Source organism: Niallia sp. (genome assembly GCF_031978665.1).
Taxonomy (GTDB): Bacteria; Bacillota; Bacilli; order Bacillales; family Cytobacillaceae; genus Niallia.
On record NZ_DALZDK010000030.1, the window covers coordinates 43194 to 59092 of the forward strand.

Annotated in this window: 23 protein-coding genes; 6 read left to right on the forward strand and 17 right to left on the reverse strand. The window is 34.7% G+C overall.

Going from position 1 to position 15899, the window contains the following annotated elements; translation table 11 throughout:
* The first annotated feature begins 40 nt into the window (after positions 1–40).
* The 3 genes from RTL21_RS16295 (at position 41) to RTL21_RS16305 (ending at position 1348) form a co-directional block, all read left to right on the forward strand.
* Entirely contained in the window at positions 41–583 is a 543-nt protein-coding gene (locus tag RTL21_RS16295; RefSeq protein WP_312097280.1) for a TetR/AcrR family transcriptional regulator, read from the forward strand.
* Between the two features lie 139 nt (positions 584–722).
* Entirely contained in the window at positions 723–968 is a 246-nt protein-coding gene (locus RTL21_RS16300) for a hypothetical protein (RefSeq protein WP_312097282.1), read from the forward strand.
* Between the two features lie 71 nt (positions 969–1039).
* Positions 1040–1348 (forward strand): retropepsin-like aspartic protease, encoded by a 309-nt coding sequence (locus RTL21_RS16305; protein WP_312097284.1) that lies wholly within the window; start codon positions 1040–1042, stop codon positions 1346–1348.
* Between the two features lie 287 nt (positions 1349–1635).
* Here the strand turns inward: RTL21_RS16305 and RTL21_RS16310 are convergent, their stop codons facing one another.
* Positions 1636–1812, reverse strand: a complete 177-nt coding sequence (locus RTL21_RS16310; protein ID WP_312097286.1) for a hypothetical protein — start codon at positions 1810–1812, stop codon at positions 1636–1638.
* A gap of 70 nt (positions 1813–1882) precedes the next feature.
* Positions 1883–2605 (reverse strand): hypothetical protein, encoded by a 723-nt coding sequence (locus RTL21_RS16315; RefSeq protein ID WP_312097288.1) that lies wholly within the window; start codon positions 2603–2605, stop codon positions 1883–1885.
* 354 nt (positions 2606–2959) lie between these two features.
* Between RTL21_RS16315 and RTL21_RS16320 the strand changes: the two genes are divergently transcribed.
* Positions 2960–3202, forward strand: a complete 243-nt coding sequence (locus RTL21_RS16320) for a hypothetical protein (protein WP_312097289.1) — start codon at positions 2960–2962, stop codon at positions 3200–3202.
* 12 nt (positions 3203–3214) lie between these two features.
* Here RTL21_RS16320 and RTL21_RS16325 read toward each other — a convergent pair whose 3' ends face one another.
* The 4 genes from RTL21_RS16325 to RTL21_RS16340 are packed head-to-tail and all read right to left on the reverse strand — an operon-like array spanning position 3215 to position 4918.
* Positions 3215–3670, reverse strand: coding sequence for a hypothetical protein (locus tag RTL21_RS16325; protein WP_312097290.1), 456 nt, complete (start codon positions 3668–3670; stop codon positions 3215–3217).
* Between the two features lie 20 nt (positions 3671–3690).
* Positions 3691–4269 carry a TetR/AcrR family transcriptional regulator gene (locus tag RTL21_RS16330; RefSeq protein WP_312097291.1) on the reverse strand — a complete coding sequence of 193 codons (579 nt, stop codon included), beginning with the start codon at positions 4267–4269 and terminating at the stop codon, positions 3691–3693.
* A 13-nt stretch (positions 4270–4282) separates the two neighbouring features.
* Positions 4283–4594 (reverse strand): DMT family transporter, encoded by a 312-nt coding sequence (locus tag RTL21_RS16335; RefSeq protein WP_312097293.1) that lies wholly within the window; start codon positions 4592–4594, stop codon positions 4283–4285.
* 3 nt (positions 4595–4597) lie between these two features.
* On the reverse strand, positions 4598–4918 hold the full coding sequence (locus RTL21_RS16340; protein ID WP_312097342.1) for a DMT family transporter: 321 nt from the start codon (positions 4916–4918) through the stop codon (positions 4598–4600).
* 230 nt (positions 4919–5148) lie between these two features.
* On the opposite strand from RTL21_RS16340, the gene RTL21_RS16345 reads away from it, so the two are divergent.
* Entirely contained in the window at positions 5149–5868 is a 720-nt protein-coding gene (locus RTL21_RS16345; protein WP_312097294.1) for a lysozyme inhibitor LprI family protein, read from the forward strand.
* Between the two features lie 39 nt (positions 5869–5907).
* Here RTL21_RS16345 and RTL21_RS16350 read toward each other — a convergent pair whose 3' ends face one another.
* From RTL21_RS16350 to RTL21_RS16385, 8 genes are all read right to left on the reverse strand, one after another.
* Positions 5908–6954, reverse strand: a complete 1047-nt coding sequence (locus RTL21_RS16350; protein WP_312097296.1) for a DUF4179 domain-containing protein — start codon at positions 6952–6954, stop codon at positions 5908–5910.
* Positions 6947–7453, reverse strand: a complete 507-nt coding sequence (locus RTL21_RS16355; protein WP_312097297.1) for an RNA polymerase sigma factor — start codon at positions 7451–7453, stop codon at positions 6947–6949. Before RTL21_RS16355 ends, RTL21_RS16350 begins: the two co-directional genes overlap by 8 nt.
* Positions 7454–7599: 146 nt before the next feature.
* Positions 7600–8046, reverse strand: coding sequence for a DinB family protein (locus RTL21_RS16360; RefSeq protein WP_312097298.1), 447 nt, complete (start codon positions 8044–8046; stop codon positions 7600–7602).
* 247 nt (positions 8047–8293) lie between these two features.
* Positions 8294–8980 carry an acyltransferase gene (locus tag RTL21_RS16365; RefSeq protein WP_312097300.1) on the reverse strand — a complete coding sequence of 229 codons (687 nt, stop codon included), beginning with the start codon at positions 8978–8980 and terminating at the stop codon, positions 8294–8296.
* A 102-nt stretch (positions 8981–9082) separates the two neighbouring features.
* Positions 9083–9496, reverse strand: coding sequence for an NUDIX hydrolase (locus RTL21_RS16370; protein ID WP_312097301.1), 414 nt, complete (start codon positions 9494–9496; stop codon positions 9083–9085).
* Positions 9497–9534: 38 nt separating this feature from the next.
* The gene (locus tag RTL21_RS16375; protein ID WP_312097303.1) at positions 9535–9744 is read right to left on the reverse strand and encodes a hypothetical protein; all 210 of its coding nucleotides are present in this window, start codon (positions 9742–9744) and stop codon (positions 9535–9537) included.
* 150 nt (positions 9745–9894) lie between these two features.
* On the reverse strand, positions 9895–10230 hold the full coding sequence (locus RTL21_RS16380) for a hypothetical protein (protein ID WP_312097305.1): 336 nt from the start codon (positions 10228–10230) through the stop codon (positions 9895–9897).
* A gap of 369 nt (positions 10231–10599) precedes the next feature.
* A complete protein-coding gene (locus RTL21_RS16385; RefSeq protein ID WP_312097307.1) occupies positions 10600–10935 on the reverse strand; it encodes a hypothetical protein in 336 nt (111 codons plus the stop codon).
* A gap of 292 nt (positions 10936–11227) precedes the next feature.
* Here RTL21_RS16385 and RTL21_RS16390 point away from each other — a divergent pair, with 292 nt between their 5' ends.
* Positions 11228–12100 carry a DMT family transporter gene (locus tag RTL21_RS16390; RefSeq protein WP_312097308.1) on the forward strand — a complete coding sequence of 291 codons (873 nt, stop codon included), beginning with the start codon at positions 11228–11230 and terminating at the stop codon, positions 12098–12100.
* A 76-nt stretch (positions 12101–12176) separates the two neighbouring features.
* Here the strand turns inward: RTL21_RS16390 and RTL21_RS16395 are convergent, their stop codons facing one another.
* The 3 genes from RTL21_RS16395 to RTL21_RS16405 form a co-directional block, all read right to left on the reverse strand.
* Complete coding sequence (locus RTL21_RS16395; RefSeq protein WP_312097309.1) at positions 12177–12542, reverse strand: Na-translocating system protein MpsC family protein; 366 nt, start codon at positions 12540–12542, stop codon at positions 12177–12179.
* 188 nt (positions 12543–12730) lie between these two features.
* Positions 12731–13228, reverse strand: coding sequence for a carbonic anhydrase (locus RTL21_RS16400; protein ID WP_312097311.1), 498 nt, complete (start codon positions 13226–13228; stop codon positions 12731–12733).
* Between the two features lie 32 nt (positions 13229–13260).
* Positions 13261–15891 carry a DUF2309 domain-containing protein gene (locus RTL21_RS16405; RefSeq protein ID WP_312097313.1) on the reverse strand — a complete coding sequence of 877 codons (2631 nt, stop codon included), beginning with the start codon at positions 15889–15891 and terminating at the stop codon, positions 13261–13263.
* Positions 15892–15899 lie beyond the last annotated feature (8 nt).

Consider the following 15899-nt stretch of genomic DNA (forward strand, 5'->3'; position numbering starts at 1 on the left):
GTATCAAAGAAATCGGAAATAATAGATAAGGAGAATAAAATTGACGACATCAAAAAAGCAGGATCCACGTGCTGCACGCTCTAAACGACTACTGAAAAAAGCTACGGTAGATATATTAATTGAGAATCCAGACATATCCAAACTTACCGTCCAACAAATTACTAAGCGTGCTGAGTTAAATCGCGCAACTTTTTATTTGCATTTCTTAGATATAAATGATTTATTAAGACAGCTAGTGTACGATATTTTCGACAACCTGTTGTTGGAAACAACACCAATACTTCAAATTGATAATAAAAATAATCGAGATCGCTTAATCCTGTTTTTAGATTATTTTTATCAGCATCGTAAACTTTTAGCTGTTCTCTTCGAACACAGCGGCTTTAAGAAAAAATTACAAATGATCTTAAAGGATTCGATTGTCCTCCAACGTGTCAGAGAAGATTCCGACAGTAAGGAAATCGTTTTATCAATGGATATACTTGCTTCCTCTACCTTGGGAATCATTATGTGGTGGCTTAAAGACGGGGTTCATTTTAGTTCTGAATATATTGCAGATCAAATGATTGAATTGTATCGATAGATCTTTCAATCAAATAGGGAAGGCAGTAAAACAAAACCTCCCCAACTTCTTTTTTTCATCTATGTTTTTAAAGAACATACAAGGAGTATTAATTTCGTAGTTTAATCGTTTATAATAAGATAAAAAGGAGGGATTTATTATGAAGTGGCAAGAAGTTAGGGAATTATTTCCTAATCAATTTGTATTACTATCAATCCTCGACTATCATGAGGAAAATGGAAAAAAAATAATCGATGAAGTAGCACCCATTCGCTCTATTTCAAGTGAATACGCTAATAAAGAGTTCTTTAAAGTAAAACCAGGCAACATTGTTTACCATACGTCGAACGAGAGATGTATTGTCCATATTCGTAAAGATCCGTTATTAAGAGCGAGACGAATTTAATGCAAATTTCATCTGATGGACAACTCCTAACAACATCTCTCATTATTACTTTTCGCGGAAGAATACTAAAAGTGAATGATATTATTATTGATACAGGCTCAGCTCACACAGTTATTAGCCCAGATATTTTAGAAGAGATAGGGGTAGTATATGAATATGGAGACAATATTTATGAAGCCTATGGGATAGGTGGCTCAGTGCCTTTTTATACTAAAATAATGGATGAAATTCAAATTGATACGTTTATAGTGAAGGACATTGAAGTGGATGTAGGAATTCTCCCTAAAGATCATATAGGACTTCTAGGGTTAGATATTTTATTGACCTACAATTTTATAATAGATATGAACAAGTTAGAATTATCCCCCTCAAAGAAATAGAATGAAGTTTAATAGAAAAATCTACTCTTTCCACGTATATACACTTCTCATTCATCTCAAACTCATGTTAGAAATAGAACACATATGAGAAATAGTTGCTTTCATGCTTAATTGTTTATTCGATTTTCAACTCATTACTATAATAGTTGTAATAATTTCAGAATCTTCATTGCCTAGTTTTGAAAAACGGAGTTCATTTTATCTCTGAATATTTAGCTGATAAGATGATTGAATTGTATCGATAGATATAAAAGAGAAGGCTGTAGAAACAACCTTCTCTCGTTTGTTTATTTAGTACTCTCGTCTATGGCTTTTGCAGAACCTGTAAATGGATGAATCTCATACGTTAAATCTCTGCCAGCTATCTTTTCTTCGGCAGTGATCATCCTACCTAAAGAAGCATAATAAAAAACAACGGCACCAAACGCTAAAATTCCACTTATAGCTTCAAACCAAAAGACCATCAACTTTCATCTCCTCACTTTACAAGGCTATTATTCTCTACCTTCGCATTTATCTTCAAAAAAATAACCTTCAATTCCCTTTAGCTAATATAAACGCCATAAAACTAGGATCTGGCTTAGCTTCTTTCATTCCGTTTTCAGTTTGAAGAAAAACAGTCTTCTCCTTTTCATAATATACTTTTATTTTCAAATTTCCTAAGTCCATTAATTTTGTATACTTTCTACTAAAAGTAGTTTCTTTTGAATCATATGCTTCGTTATTTATGAACTGAACAATTTCGCTAATTGCTGCTTTATCTGTTATTTCTACAGCATCTTGTTCCGAGTCATTTTGATATATACGAATCTTCTCTGGATTTTTCTTCAACCATACTGTACTATCTAGAATGTCCCGCTTATCAAACATTACTTCTGTTTGCTTTTCTGCCTTATTATACGAAGCAGATAGAGACAGTTCACCGTCAAATCCTTCTTTCCTCCAAGTTGAATAAAATCCAGACCAATCATTTGCTGAATCATTATCCTCAAGCGCTGAGCCTTTAACCTCCACTTTCCATCCGTGCTTTGGAAGTTCTTGATCGTAGTATTCATAAATATCCTCCCATCTATTTCCATTCATAATATAATGGTGTTCAGTTGGTTTAAGTCCAGCGTATAAAGGAATATCTTTCTCTTGTTCAGGAATAATAGTCATTCCCTTATATGTGTCATCCGTTACTTTTTGATAAACAACGAAACCAGTAACAAGGATAATAAAAATAAATCCATATAGAACAAACCGGTTTTTAAACATTTGAGTTCTCCTTTTCCATTTACTTTTCACTATTCTCTCTAATTATAGTATAATATTTCCATTAGCGCTTTTTATTTTTTTGAAAATTCATTTATTTAGGAATGGAAATTTTTTAAATTTAAGAAGAGGAAGCTTCGATATCGATGATTTTATCCTTAATACGATTGGTGCTTTAATCGGTTTCACTATTTGGAAAAAATTATTTAAACGGAACGCCATGCGAGGTTGAAGAAGATTTGCCAGCTTACTATGGGGATTTTCTATAAATACTTTCATAAAAAAATTGGAAATAACCTCCATCCCATTTCGAAATATTGTATAATACACTTACTACAAAATAATGGAGGGCTACAAATGACTAAAAATGGATGGGTGTCCCTACTTATGGTTGGTATTTCTATTCTATTATCCTTTTTTCTCAGCGCCAAAAATGCAGGCATTTTCTTCTTATTATTTAGTATTTTATCTTTAACTGGAATGGCATTTGCTATCTTGTCTAAGAAATGGAGCAATATTATCCTTGGAGTCCTTTTAAATGTTGCATCAGGTGTTATTTTTACATTATTAGCATTTGCAATGGGATTTGGTGAGGCTTAACTACTATTCTAATTAATATATTTCCATTTGAGCATCTTTTGGGCTTACACTTTTGATAAAGGAGATTTCCTTTTCAATAACATTGGGAACAAAGATTTCTGTTCCCCAATGACTGGAATGAAATACAATACCCTCTTCCTTTAATAAATTCACCGTAAACCACTTTAATTCTCTAGCTTTATTTGTATAGCGGTTGCATAAATAATGGACAAATGCTGCTGTTTTCTTCCCATAAAATATCGTTAAGTTACCCTCTTTCCGTATTTCGATTTCAGGATAAAACTGTGATTTGATTTCTTCTATAGTAGTCGTTTCTTCATTCCAGCAATGAATTTCAACACAATCCGATTTTCGTAAATAGTAATCCACTACATGGAGCCAATAATTATAGATTCCTATTACAGGTTTTGGGAAGCTAGAATTTTCTTCCGTATACACCGGAATATATATAATAATATTTTTTTGCAAAATTCCCTTCCCCCCTTTTCTTATCTCGAAACACCCTTCCAAAAAACCTCCCACAATGCTTCTAATTTATCATCCACTCTTTTTCCCGAATTAAAATAAACAATTTCCACCATGATTGCGATGATTATTCCTGTAAAAGCGGAGTTGAAAGTGTTTGCATCTTTTATGCTAAGCTGCCCTTTTTCTATCCACATCCCACACTTTTGGCCAATTAAATGCTCCTGGAAATTCTCTGCTTCTGTTACTTCTGTTTGAATGACATCATATAAATGCATTGGCGGGAAGAAGCCCATTCTTAGCCAAAATTTCAGCATTTCATTTTCCTGAAACATTCCTTTTACGTAAAGTAAGTAATGATACAGAAACGTTTCTGGATTGCTACTATCTTCTTTTTCAAAAAAATCCTGTTTACGCTCGATTTCCTCTGCCTTTGCTTCTTTTAATACTTCGAGAAAAAGGTCATCTTTTCCTTTGAAATGGGAATAAATCGACGCTTTTTTTATGCCCGCTTCTTCGGCAATTTCAGAAAGAGATGCTCCTTCAAATCCATTTTGTAAAAAAAACTTAATTGCCGCTTTTTTTATTTCTTCTTTTTTCACGAAAGTCTCTCCTTTATGAGATTAGTTTCAAACCAACTGCAGCACAAAGAATCATTGCAATAAATAAGATTCTTTTCCAATCCTTTGGCTCCCCGTATACAAACATCCCTAAGATGGCGGATCCAACTGTTCCAATTCCTGTCCATACGCCATATGCTGTACCCATTGAAATAGTCTTCATTGCATAGGTTAGTAATGCAAAGCTACACATAAACCCAATAATTAAATAGAGGAGCGCATCCCATTTTTTCATCGTTAACCGTTTAATATTGATGACACCTATTATCTCACAACAACCTGCAGCAATTAAAGCTACCCATGCCATGTTTTAAGCCTCCTCTTTATTTGTCGCTTCATCTGTTACCATTTTTAAGCCAATTACCCCTATAAGTAAAACGAGAATCAATACTATTTTCACTAGATTAATTGGTTCCTTAAACAGAATGATTTCCGCAATCACTGTTCCAGCTGTCCCCAACCCAGTAAACACTGCGTAAACCGTACCAATAGGCAAATATTTGGTTGTATAGATTAAGAGATAAAAACTAATGATGATTGCGGCCATTGTTCCAGTCCATTCTAAAAAAGTAGATGCATGTTTTAGACCAGAAACCCAAGCAACCTCCACAATCCCAGCACTAAAAACCATTAGCCAATACTTATTCAAATTAATCCCCTCCCTTTCACTTAACTACCGACCGTTCGGTAGTTATTTTGCCACAAAATAGTTTCTCCGTCAAGAAACAAGCTAATTTGGTTCAATATTCTAAGTATGATAGAATGATTAATAAGGGACTTACCATAATTTGGAGATTACAATAAAAGAATAATAAATAGGAAACTATTTATTTCTTTTAAAAGGAGATCGGAGTTGTAAAAATGAAGAAATATAAAACTTATATAGTATCAACCCTATTGGTTATTTTACTAATAGGAATGACTGCATGTAGTAATTCATCTGATGATGCTGCAGCTGTCAATCAACAATCTAAACCTGATCATATACTAGAAAGCAGTGATGATTCAACTACTGACAGTACAAACGATTCATCCCAATCTAATGATTCATCTCACACTACAGTGGAATCCAGTACTAGCGAAAATAAAGGTTCGGGTGGAACCTCCATTAATAATAGCGAATCGCAACCGAAGGATGATACAGAGGAAAGAAGGAAAGAAAGCTTAGATAACATTCAAAAAGAACTTGATGCCTTGCCAGATAAGATTGAGGGAAACAAAAAAGTTTTTATCGAAAGATTAGACAACATCCAAAAAGAGCTTGATACATTACCTGACAAAGAGGGTTCAGATTCAGGTGCAACAAACGCTATGAAAAACTACTATGGAGTTTCTTATGAACAGTATGACAAAGCTTTAAATGCTATTTATACTATTTTAAAAAAGGAGCTATCTCCACAGTCTATGAAGGATTTAAATAAGGAACAGCTGAAATGGATTGAACAGAAAGAGACTAGAGCAGAGGAAGAAAGACTAAAATATAATGGAGGCACCTTTGAAAATGTCGCATTATATATCTCTTTATATGAATCAACAAAGGCAAGAAGTTATCAATTAGTTAACGAGTTTATGACAAACTAAAAGAAAGATGGGAAGTCACATCAACTTCCCATCTTTCTTTTAGTTTATTTTCTTATTATCTTTACTGTTTACAATAATGCTATACTCTTCATTAGCAAGTATGTCTGCTATTTCATCAGATTTTAAAAACTCCACAATTACTCCTTCAATTTCAGCTCCTAGTTGTTTTGAATGAGGATTGGAACTTAATTCAGAGGTACTAATAATAAATGTCAATGGTACCCTTTTATAGCTTACACCTGTTACCTTGTATTCTTTTTTAGATAATAGACCTTCCGCAATGGCTGATTCGACGGGTGCTATATTATCAGCAACTCTTACCTCAACCCTTGTATTCGTCGGAATAATCCGGTAACCTTTATAATGATTTGCATTTGTCACCTCTAGTCCAGCCTTTTCCACCTTTTTCTCTATTGATTGGAAATATTTTTTATCCCCGACAATATTGATAAAAATAGCGTTTTCCGTAGGATCAACCTGGACCATATCAAATTTATAATCTAATTTCTTCATTTTTTCTTCCACTTTTTGCTCAAGTAATTGCTTTTCTGCATTTTCTTCTTCATTCAGGACATAATCTGTTCGCTCTTTATATTCATTCACCTCTACTATATAAGCATCATACCCTTTTTCGTTCAGTTTGTTTACAGCAATCTTTTTCACTTCATTTTTCACTTCTTTATAATAATCCGAACCTTTAATACTTATCATAATCTTTTTTTGAGGGTCATATCCAATTCCTATCCCTTCAATTTCATACCCTTTATCTACTAATTCCTCATAAATGACTGTCATAATGGATTTCGATTGAAAGACAGATCCTAAATAAGGGATAGAAGAAATCATTTTTGCCATAGTTGGCGATACAAGTGCAGAACTGAAAAATATAATCATTAAAACAGCTACCGTACTCCAAGACACAATCCTTTTCTTGCGTTTTGACCATGTTTTTTTATTACTTGATGAGTTATTTAGAACAGGGCTTGGGTTTTCATTCTTTGCTTTTTGCATTCCTAAAATGACTCTATTATGTAAGTCCTCAGGTATTTCAATTTTATCTAATTCTTGTCTGATTTTATTATCCATACATATCTGCCCTCCTTACTTTTTTTCGAAGTTTCTCAAGCGCACGATATAACATTGATTTGACTGTGCTTAGCGGCATGTCTAAAAAGTCCGATATCTCATTAAACGTGTAGCCTTGGTAAAACTTTAGCAATACAACTGTCTTTTCCTCTTCATTCAATATATCCAATAGATCTTGTAAGGATATAGATAGTGGAATATCTTCTTTCATCGAAATGGAGGATTCTATCGTACCTTCCACCTGTAAATATACTAATTTCTTATTTTTTCTTAACAAATCAATCGAGCAGTTTATCGCAATTTTTATTATCCACGTTTTAAATAGGGTAACATCTTTCACACTGCTAAATTTTTGAAAAGATTTATAGGCTGTTTCCTGTACGATATCTAGTGCATCATCCTTATTTTTGACATAAACATAAGCCATTCTGTAAATGTCGTGCTCATATTGTTGAAAAAGCTTTAAAAAAGCTGTTTCTTTTTCCGTTTGTTGCTCCATTTCGGTACTTATGTTCCTCACCTACTTTCTTACTTCTACTTATTAGACGACTTAAGTTGCAATTTGGCCGAAACTTTTTTATTTTCCCAAACTTTTTCCAAAGAAAAAAACCGAGTGCTAGCTCGGTAGTTTGGAAGGATTCCTTTTTATCTGATTAAAATTTGGTTATTGATATGATGTTCCATATGGTCAAGATAGTCTTGTATTAGCCACTGTAATGTTTTATGGGTGTTACCCAAATCACATATATAAGTTAATTTTTCAGTAGGAATATTCATTATGATATTAATAATTTGTTTATTCAATGTTTGAAAAAGATTTAGAATTTCATCAAGTGGCCTTTCTTGATAATTTTGAACAATTACCCATTGATCTTGATCATACGATTGGATTCGATATGGTTGTTCCTCATATTGAATTTTTACAAACCGATCCAAATTATTAATGGCTGAATCACATAGATGTCCTACTATCTCTTTTTTAGCCCATTTATTCGGTAATGGGCGAGTTGATATTTCCGTTTCCGACAAGGAGTTGAATTCTTTTGGTAGTAATTTTATCCAGTAGTCGATTCTTTTTATTATATCTTCCATATTCCTCTCCCCTTTCATTGGCCATTCCATTTAGATACAAGTGATCCATAATAAAAAAACAGCTTCCTATTCCTTCCCAACTCAGTTCCTTGTATTCTCCACTTAATTTACACTATTGGTTGATTATTTCTATAAAGTGATAATAACACAATCCTCTGACTATTCCACCGCTAATCTACACAGAAAAAAAGTGATCACCTTTGATCACTTTTTTATGCTTGAACTTATGGTTATAAACCGATATGTATTATCTAGCCCACCCTACATTTTCTCTCACAATTTTAGCTGGATAACCTGCTATTGTGCAATTCTTCTCTTTGAATTTTTTCGTAACACAGCTATTATATCCGACGATGCAATCATCTGCTATTTCGGTACCTTTTAGGATATCTACATTTGCCCCTATCCAAATATGGTTACCTATTGTGACAGGCTCTGTGTTTTTATCTTTGCTATTATCCAAGATATTATAAATGGTATGTCCATTGGAATCTCTTACACTAACGCTCCATCCAAATAAGACATTATCGCCTATTTCTATCCTTTCCCGGCATGCAAAAAAGCAGTTTCGATTACAGTCAAAGTTTCCCCCGAAGGCTAAAGACCCCTTGTCCACTCGAATGGAAACTCCGCTCGCGAAATTAGCTTTTCCGTTGAAAATTAATTTCCCTTCCTTTTTCACACAAATAAATCCGCTATTTTTTAGTGATTGATTGACTCCGTCTGACCCATTGGTGAAATTCACCTTAATCATAAATCGCGTTATTTTGCCATTAATGACACAGGTATCCCTACTAACATCCGCAATCTTTGTATTGTATGAAATTAAGATAGGTAGCTTTATAGAGAGTTTAAATGGGAAGGCTTTAAAGTTAAAATATAGCGTTTTTGGCATGGATAATAATAGCTTAATCAATAACATAAATTTTCTCATTTGCACTCTCCTGAACTATTCATTGTCATATACTAATAGTACCAAAGGCGTAATAAGGAAAGTGCAAAGGTTTTATTAATTCTATATGTATTTCTTGTAAATTTATATCGTGCCTTGATTATAGTAAGGGACCTTTCCTAGCAAAAGTTCACTAATACCATCTGCATAATAAGAAGCCAATTTATCCGCTTCTTCTATATGAAACCACTGAAGCTGCAGTATTTCCTCTGGTATTATAATGCCTTCCATCCCCCCAACAATTTCTCCTTCAAAAGTAAAAAAGATAGCGTGATTATTTCTTTTTAAAAACTTCCCTTCATTAATCGCGACTATTTTACCTGGTTTTATAATCAGACCAGTTTCCTCTTCTACTTCCCGAATAACAGCTTCTTCTAATGATTCTCCTGTTTCCACTTTACCTCCTGGAAAAGACCAATGACCCTCATGATTTTTTACCATTAAAATCTGAGTATCCCTATTTCTAATTAATGCGTAAACTACTTTTACCTCTTCCAAATGAAGATCCTCCCATTTCTACCACTAATATATGACGCTTAGCTTCTTTCTTTTTTAATAGAGTATAGCAAAGTACCTGTCAGCATTCCTAGCGTTATTCCTACTCCACAGCTACCAACTGCTAAAAATACATTCCCTGCTATAATTCCAAATGTACTAAATATCGAGCCAGCTAATAATCCAAAAATCATTCCATATGCTATATAGCTTTCTAATTTAGGGTTCTTTTCTTCTGAATTATCACTCATAGTTTCCCCCCTTAATCTTTGCTATGCACTTCACTCCTATTTGCTCTATTTTAACTTAATACCAAAGCTTTTTTTAAAATTTTACTATTTAATAGAAAAAACTGAGGTAGTATGATCTGTTATTTCTAAAATTAGTTGATTATTAAGAAATCAGAAGTAAATAAAAGAAACGATACCAGCAATAATGGTATAAGCTATAGAAACATAGAAGGATAGTGTAGGGGTAAAACTTCTTTTCTGCCTGTCTATTTTTGTTTTCACTTCCGTTGCAGCCCATTGTTCATCGTTATTACCGCTTTGAAGCCGTGCATCAGCCAAATCAGACATAAATCCACCCGAAGAATTAAAGAAACCGATAAAAATGGATACTGCAAGCCCAGCTAAAAAAGACCAATCAATGAAATTGTTATTAAAAATTGCTGCTAATCCCCAATTAACAAAAATAATGCAACCTAAAGTAAGACAAGCCCAAACAATTTTTTTCATCTTATCCTGACCTCCAGTATTTTAATCTTCTAGTTATTTAGGAGTCTGCTTATTTTTGAGTGAATCAAGAAGTATGAGCTACCCCCCCCATCATAAATCCTCCAACAATAAAGAGCGTCGTCCCGATGATAATCCATTTAGTGGATAAAAAAGTAAATACGTAAATTCCTGCCATAAATAAAAATCATCCACCGACTATCAATAGTGTACCTTTCTTCATTTCTTCCTCCAATTCAGCTAATTTAGGTTCCCAGGATCGAATTCCATTTCGCTAATGATTTTCCCTATATGTATTCATACGTTTATGGAACAATTTGGTTTCATTAATTATAGCTTTAGTTATTGCTCCATTGGACAACAAAATGCTCATTAGTTATTTATGCTACCTTCTAACAGTTTCATATTTAAAGTATCAAAATCCTCTTTTTTAAAAGAAACAGTTACTCTATCCACTCGCCTCGAATTTGGATAGAGAACCAATTGCTGATGAAACCTTATCCCAGATGGCCCAATTATTTGGTAAATCAGGTTTAAAATATAAAAACAATCTGAGTCAACACCATCTTTTAAATGGTTTTTAATACTTATTACCATTAAGTTTTCGATATGTTCAAATCTAGGTTTCCGTGGAGAAATATTATTAATTTTGCATAGTTTCTTTACTATATGTTTAAAAATGTCTGAATGATCGTTATCTCTATCCAAAAGATTCACTCCTTATTTCAACCTACTATTATGTATTGAAAAAGATATCGTAGTATCCTTTTTAATATGAATAATTTAACACACTTTCTAATATCTTAAAATCTGAAAACAAAGAATTATTTGAATCTGCTATACTGAAAGAAATATTTATCGATGAAGAGGTGAATCGAATGTATTGGACTCCATTATTTGAAAATGATGTACCAGCAGCACCTTTCTGCTCTTAATGAGAAAGGTGACTGCATCTCTCCGTTAGGGGCTTTTAGACCTACTAAAAAAACGGAGGATAAAAATGAAAAAAAGTATATTAGGATCTATTTATTTAACTTTAGCTGCAAGCATTTGGGGTGGTATGTACGTTGTTGTGAAAGTGGTCGTTGCGGTCATTCCCCCACTTGAACTTGTGTGGATTCGTTATCTAATTGCTATTGTCACATTGCTTATCATTGGCTTGGTAACTCGGCAAAAATGGCGAATCGAAAAACGTTATTTCCTTATTATCATAGCCATCGGCATTATTGGAAATGCCATTTCTATTATTGCTCAAGAAACAGGTACCATGTTGTCCACAGCTCAAATGGGTGCAATTATCACTTCAGCCACCCCTGCGTTTATGGTTATTTTTGCACGATTGCTGCTTAAAGAACGTTTGACAATGAAAAAGGGTCTTTCCGTTTCTCTCGCTACAATTGGCGTTTTTCTTATTGTCGGAATCGGTGATCTTGATTTAACAAGCAAATTAGGTGGGATTGCACTTTTAATCGCCGCATTGACGTGGGCATTTATGTCTGTACTTGTAAAGCTTTTGCCAAGTGACTATTCACAAATTGTTGTCACTACTTATTCTATCGCTGTCGCTTTAATCGTGTTGACACCTTTTGTTATGCCAAGGCTACTAGGAATCAATATTTCTGAATGGGGACATCCTTCTATTTTTGGAGGTCTATTATATTTAGGCATTATTTCAACAGCCGGAGGATTTCTACTATGGAACCGTGGGCTACAAATGCTTAACGCCTCAAGTGGAGGAATCTTTTTCTTCTTCCAGCCTGTGGTCGGAGCAATTCTTGGTTGGCTTATTCTTGGAGAAAGTATCGGTTTAACCTTTTGGATTGGCTCTATCCTAATTCTTGTTGGTGTTTTATTTATTATATCGGAGAAATGAACAAGTTCCCCTTTTTATCCATAAAAAGGGGAACTTGTTCTCTGTATCTAAACTTTTCTTTCCCATCCCTAACCTTTTACATAAAAAGATTTTCCACATTATTAAATAATTTAAATACCATCACCCGTTCACCTGTACGAGAGCTTAAATCTGTATGAAAACTTTTTACTTCTTCTCCAGTAATGGTTAATATACATTTCTTTAGTTCTTCTACACCTGATTCCACTAATTCGGAACGAGTTTTCTTAATGGTTAATAGTCCTTCTTTTGTTTCACACACCGTATATTCCGCTGGTGTTAAAATACCTTGTAAACTCACTATTATCATATCCCGTAATATATCTGTTTTGACAGATAAAGATCCACGACCAAGAAAGTCCTTTTCCCATTGAGTAATTGCCTTACTTATCTCGGCTTCACAAGAGCCTTTTGATATTTTCATTTATTATGCATCCCCTATTGAACAATAAAAACTAGTTTTCTATCTGTTTTTTATTTTAAAATGGTAGGCCCCTTGTAGAAGCAAATCTTCGTTAAAAGCACTCCATTTGAAGAAATCTCTGTATTATATATGAATATATACCAATCCAATTGGTGACTCATTAATAATTTATGCGTTTTATCATTTTTTTAAGCAGTTTTATTTGCAGTAATCTCCACAATGGAAGACTTTCCATGCTGATTATTGATCATTAAACCTCTAACTTTAACATTTGCAGGCACTAATGGATGGTGACAAATCATATTAACACAATTTTTGATATTGTCTCCAGTATTTTGTTTACCATTTAACCATTCATTAATCGTTTCACCGGAAAATTCAGGCATGCTATTTTGAAAAAGATAATCCAATGTTTGTGTTTTTACATCAGATTGCCTGTCTATAGAAATAGCATTATACCCTTCCTCTCCTGTTCCTACAACAAAAATCTCTTCCACTTGTTCCTGATAAATTGCAATAATAATCGACCTCATAATATCCCCAAAAGGATTTGAAATAACAGGACCAAAGCATTTGATAGTCAGCATGTTTTCTCGTTGAATATTCGTTTCTTCTTTTAAAATAGACTCCAAGCTTTCTCTAACGTCCATCAGAAATAACACTTTTTTCGTCTTTTCTAAATTCATATCGTACACCCCTTTGTAATGTAAATCAACTGCTACCAGTTTTGCCAATGACCTTCTGGGTCGACACTTGCTAGTCGGACCCAACCATTTTGGACTTTTTGTTGAAATACTGCATTATTTTTTAATAAGCGCTCTACATATTCTTTAGGTGCTTGAATGACAATAAGTAAACGTAGCGGAGAATGATAAGCCTCATTGTCTGATTGCATAACAGATTGCCAAGGTAGTCCAGTTAATAAGTCACTCGCATTCCCCTGCATAACCCCAAGGCCTGCTGTAACGGTTTGCGTTGCCTTATTGCCACTACCATAATAATGTGGTGCTACTGTTGATGCGTAATATTCTAAATTTATCCATTGAGCGACAGTTCCTGGTCCTGAAATAATCGTATCCAAAAGTTCCCCACTTCGATCCTTCTGCCAATTATAATTATGAAGAAAGACTCTTCCTTCTAAGTCACAACCATTCGTTAACTCACGTTGCCCGATAATAAATGCAGCATTGCCCGCTAACCCCCATTCCGGACGGATCACGCTCCAATCTTCCGCTAGTTGATAGGCCTCAGACTTTGGTTTGTTATGTTTCGATTGGAAATGAGGTAATTTAGCTAGTCTCTCTTCATTTGCATGATGGCAAACCCTTGGCAAAATGGCTTCGATACGCTGAAATGCAACTTGTGCTGATTTGGAAAGTTCCGGAACATAAATCCAGTGTAATTCATCCACCGTTGTATTGTGCTCAGCCGCTACAAAAACAGTTTCATCAGGAATAGCTATTCCTTCCAAAGAAAGTCCTTTCCTTACTTCAGGAAGATTACATAAAGTCGCTAAAACCCTAGCATTGAATCCACCTGATGCCCCACCACATGCACCACATTCAAGAGAAGACGCATAAGGGTTATTGGTACTTTGGCTACCATGTCCACATATAACAACCAATGGGCTGAAGTTATCTGTTATCCCCATCATCTTTAAAGCTTGACGTGCATAGTTCACTTTATCTCCCTCGGAAAATCCAATGGGTATTCCGGTCTCTGTTGGATGAACATGATTAAGCACCAGGCTTGTTTTAGGTTTACGCAACCAAGTTTTACGAACATTGTGAATGAAACGATCTGCACTTTTTGGCATAAAGCTGCGTGCCACCATTTGGAGACTAAGAAAGGGACCACTTAATTCTGGTAAAAGTAAGCTTGCAAGTAAGTTCTGTTTCATTGTTTTAAATGTGTAGCTTAATGAATGAACTGCCTGCTTGCGTTGTTGAAAGGAAATTAAGTCATTCTCCTCCGTACTCTCTATAATTTTGTGCAAAGGCTTATTCATAATTGGCAAGGATGGATGACTATGTTTGCATCCTAGTTCATTCGTTGCAATCGGTACCCCAAAGAAACCAGCCATGCCAATCGTTTCAAATGGACCTTCTTTTTCCAGTTGACGACGAAACGGTTCTGAGCGTACATCAATACAAAATACGAATTGCGCTAATGCTGTATCCTTCTCGCTGTTACTAGATTGATTAGAGATTATCTTTTGCTTTAACTGCTCAGCATGTGTTTGTTCCCAAGCTTCTAGCCACAATTTTCTGCAGAGCTTCTCATCAAATTTTGCCGCAAATAACAAATATTCCTGTTGTTTAGCACATGACTTATGTGACCATTCCTCTAGCGAAAGGCTTCCCCAGTGAATCCAAGCTGCTAGAAGAGAATGAATGGACTCCTTTTTCTTCAATTGTTTATTCCTAAAAGGTAGATAAGGATGTATTAGAGCCCATTCCAACGAAATTCTTACTGCCAAATATTCGGTTAGTAAAGCATTTTCCTCACTCGACTGGTTAGAACGCCAAAGCATCATTCCTGCCCAACCCGGTAAGGAAAGTAAATGTGCTTCTAGATAACTCTGGATTTCTGTTTCAGGGATATTCAGTGCTTTTAATGCATTTTCCAAAGCACTATCAGCCTCTTCTGGCCAACTTTTTAAGCTTTCACGCTGTGATTTAGATAGTGCTGGATCATAACAAACGAGACGGTGCCAAGAACGAAAGAAACCTTCCTCGCGATGTGGCATTTCCCAACCTGCCTGAGAGTCATCGAGATATAATTTACACCACTTAATTACATGGTAATCGAGAATATTGATTAACCTTTCCCTATCTTGATTCTCTATTTGAGAACTGATTGGTTGGATGGAGGAATGATCGATAGTATCGGCAATTCGTTCCGAATACTCCTCCCCTTTTTTCTTAAGTTCTGTTGATGATAAAAGATTAGTTGGGATTGGTTCCAATTTCAGTGCTGCATGGCAAAAGCGCTCTGCTACATCTCTTGGGAGACTAAATGTATGTAAATTTGAATCAAGCCAACACTGCAGTCCCTGCTTCACAAATGCTTCATTAATCTCTCCCTTATTTTTGGCAGAAAGAATCATAGAAGCACTTGGATAAATATCAACATCACGAGTATTCTTTAACCAACCCGCAACTTGATCAAAAGATTGCTTTTCAAGTCCCATCCAAGGATGACGTGCTGCAAAGGTAGAAATCGGCCAAAGTGGGGCAATTACTTTACTAGCAGTTTCAACTAGACTACTAATATTACTTTCTATGAAATCAATAGTTATCTCTTTCTTATTTGAATTTTCTTTTGTTAATACAGATGTAACACTCATCACTAATT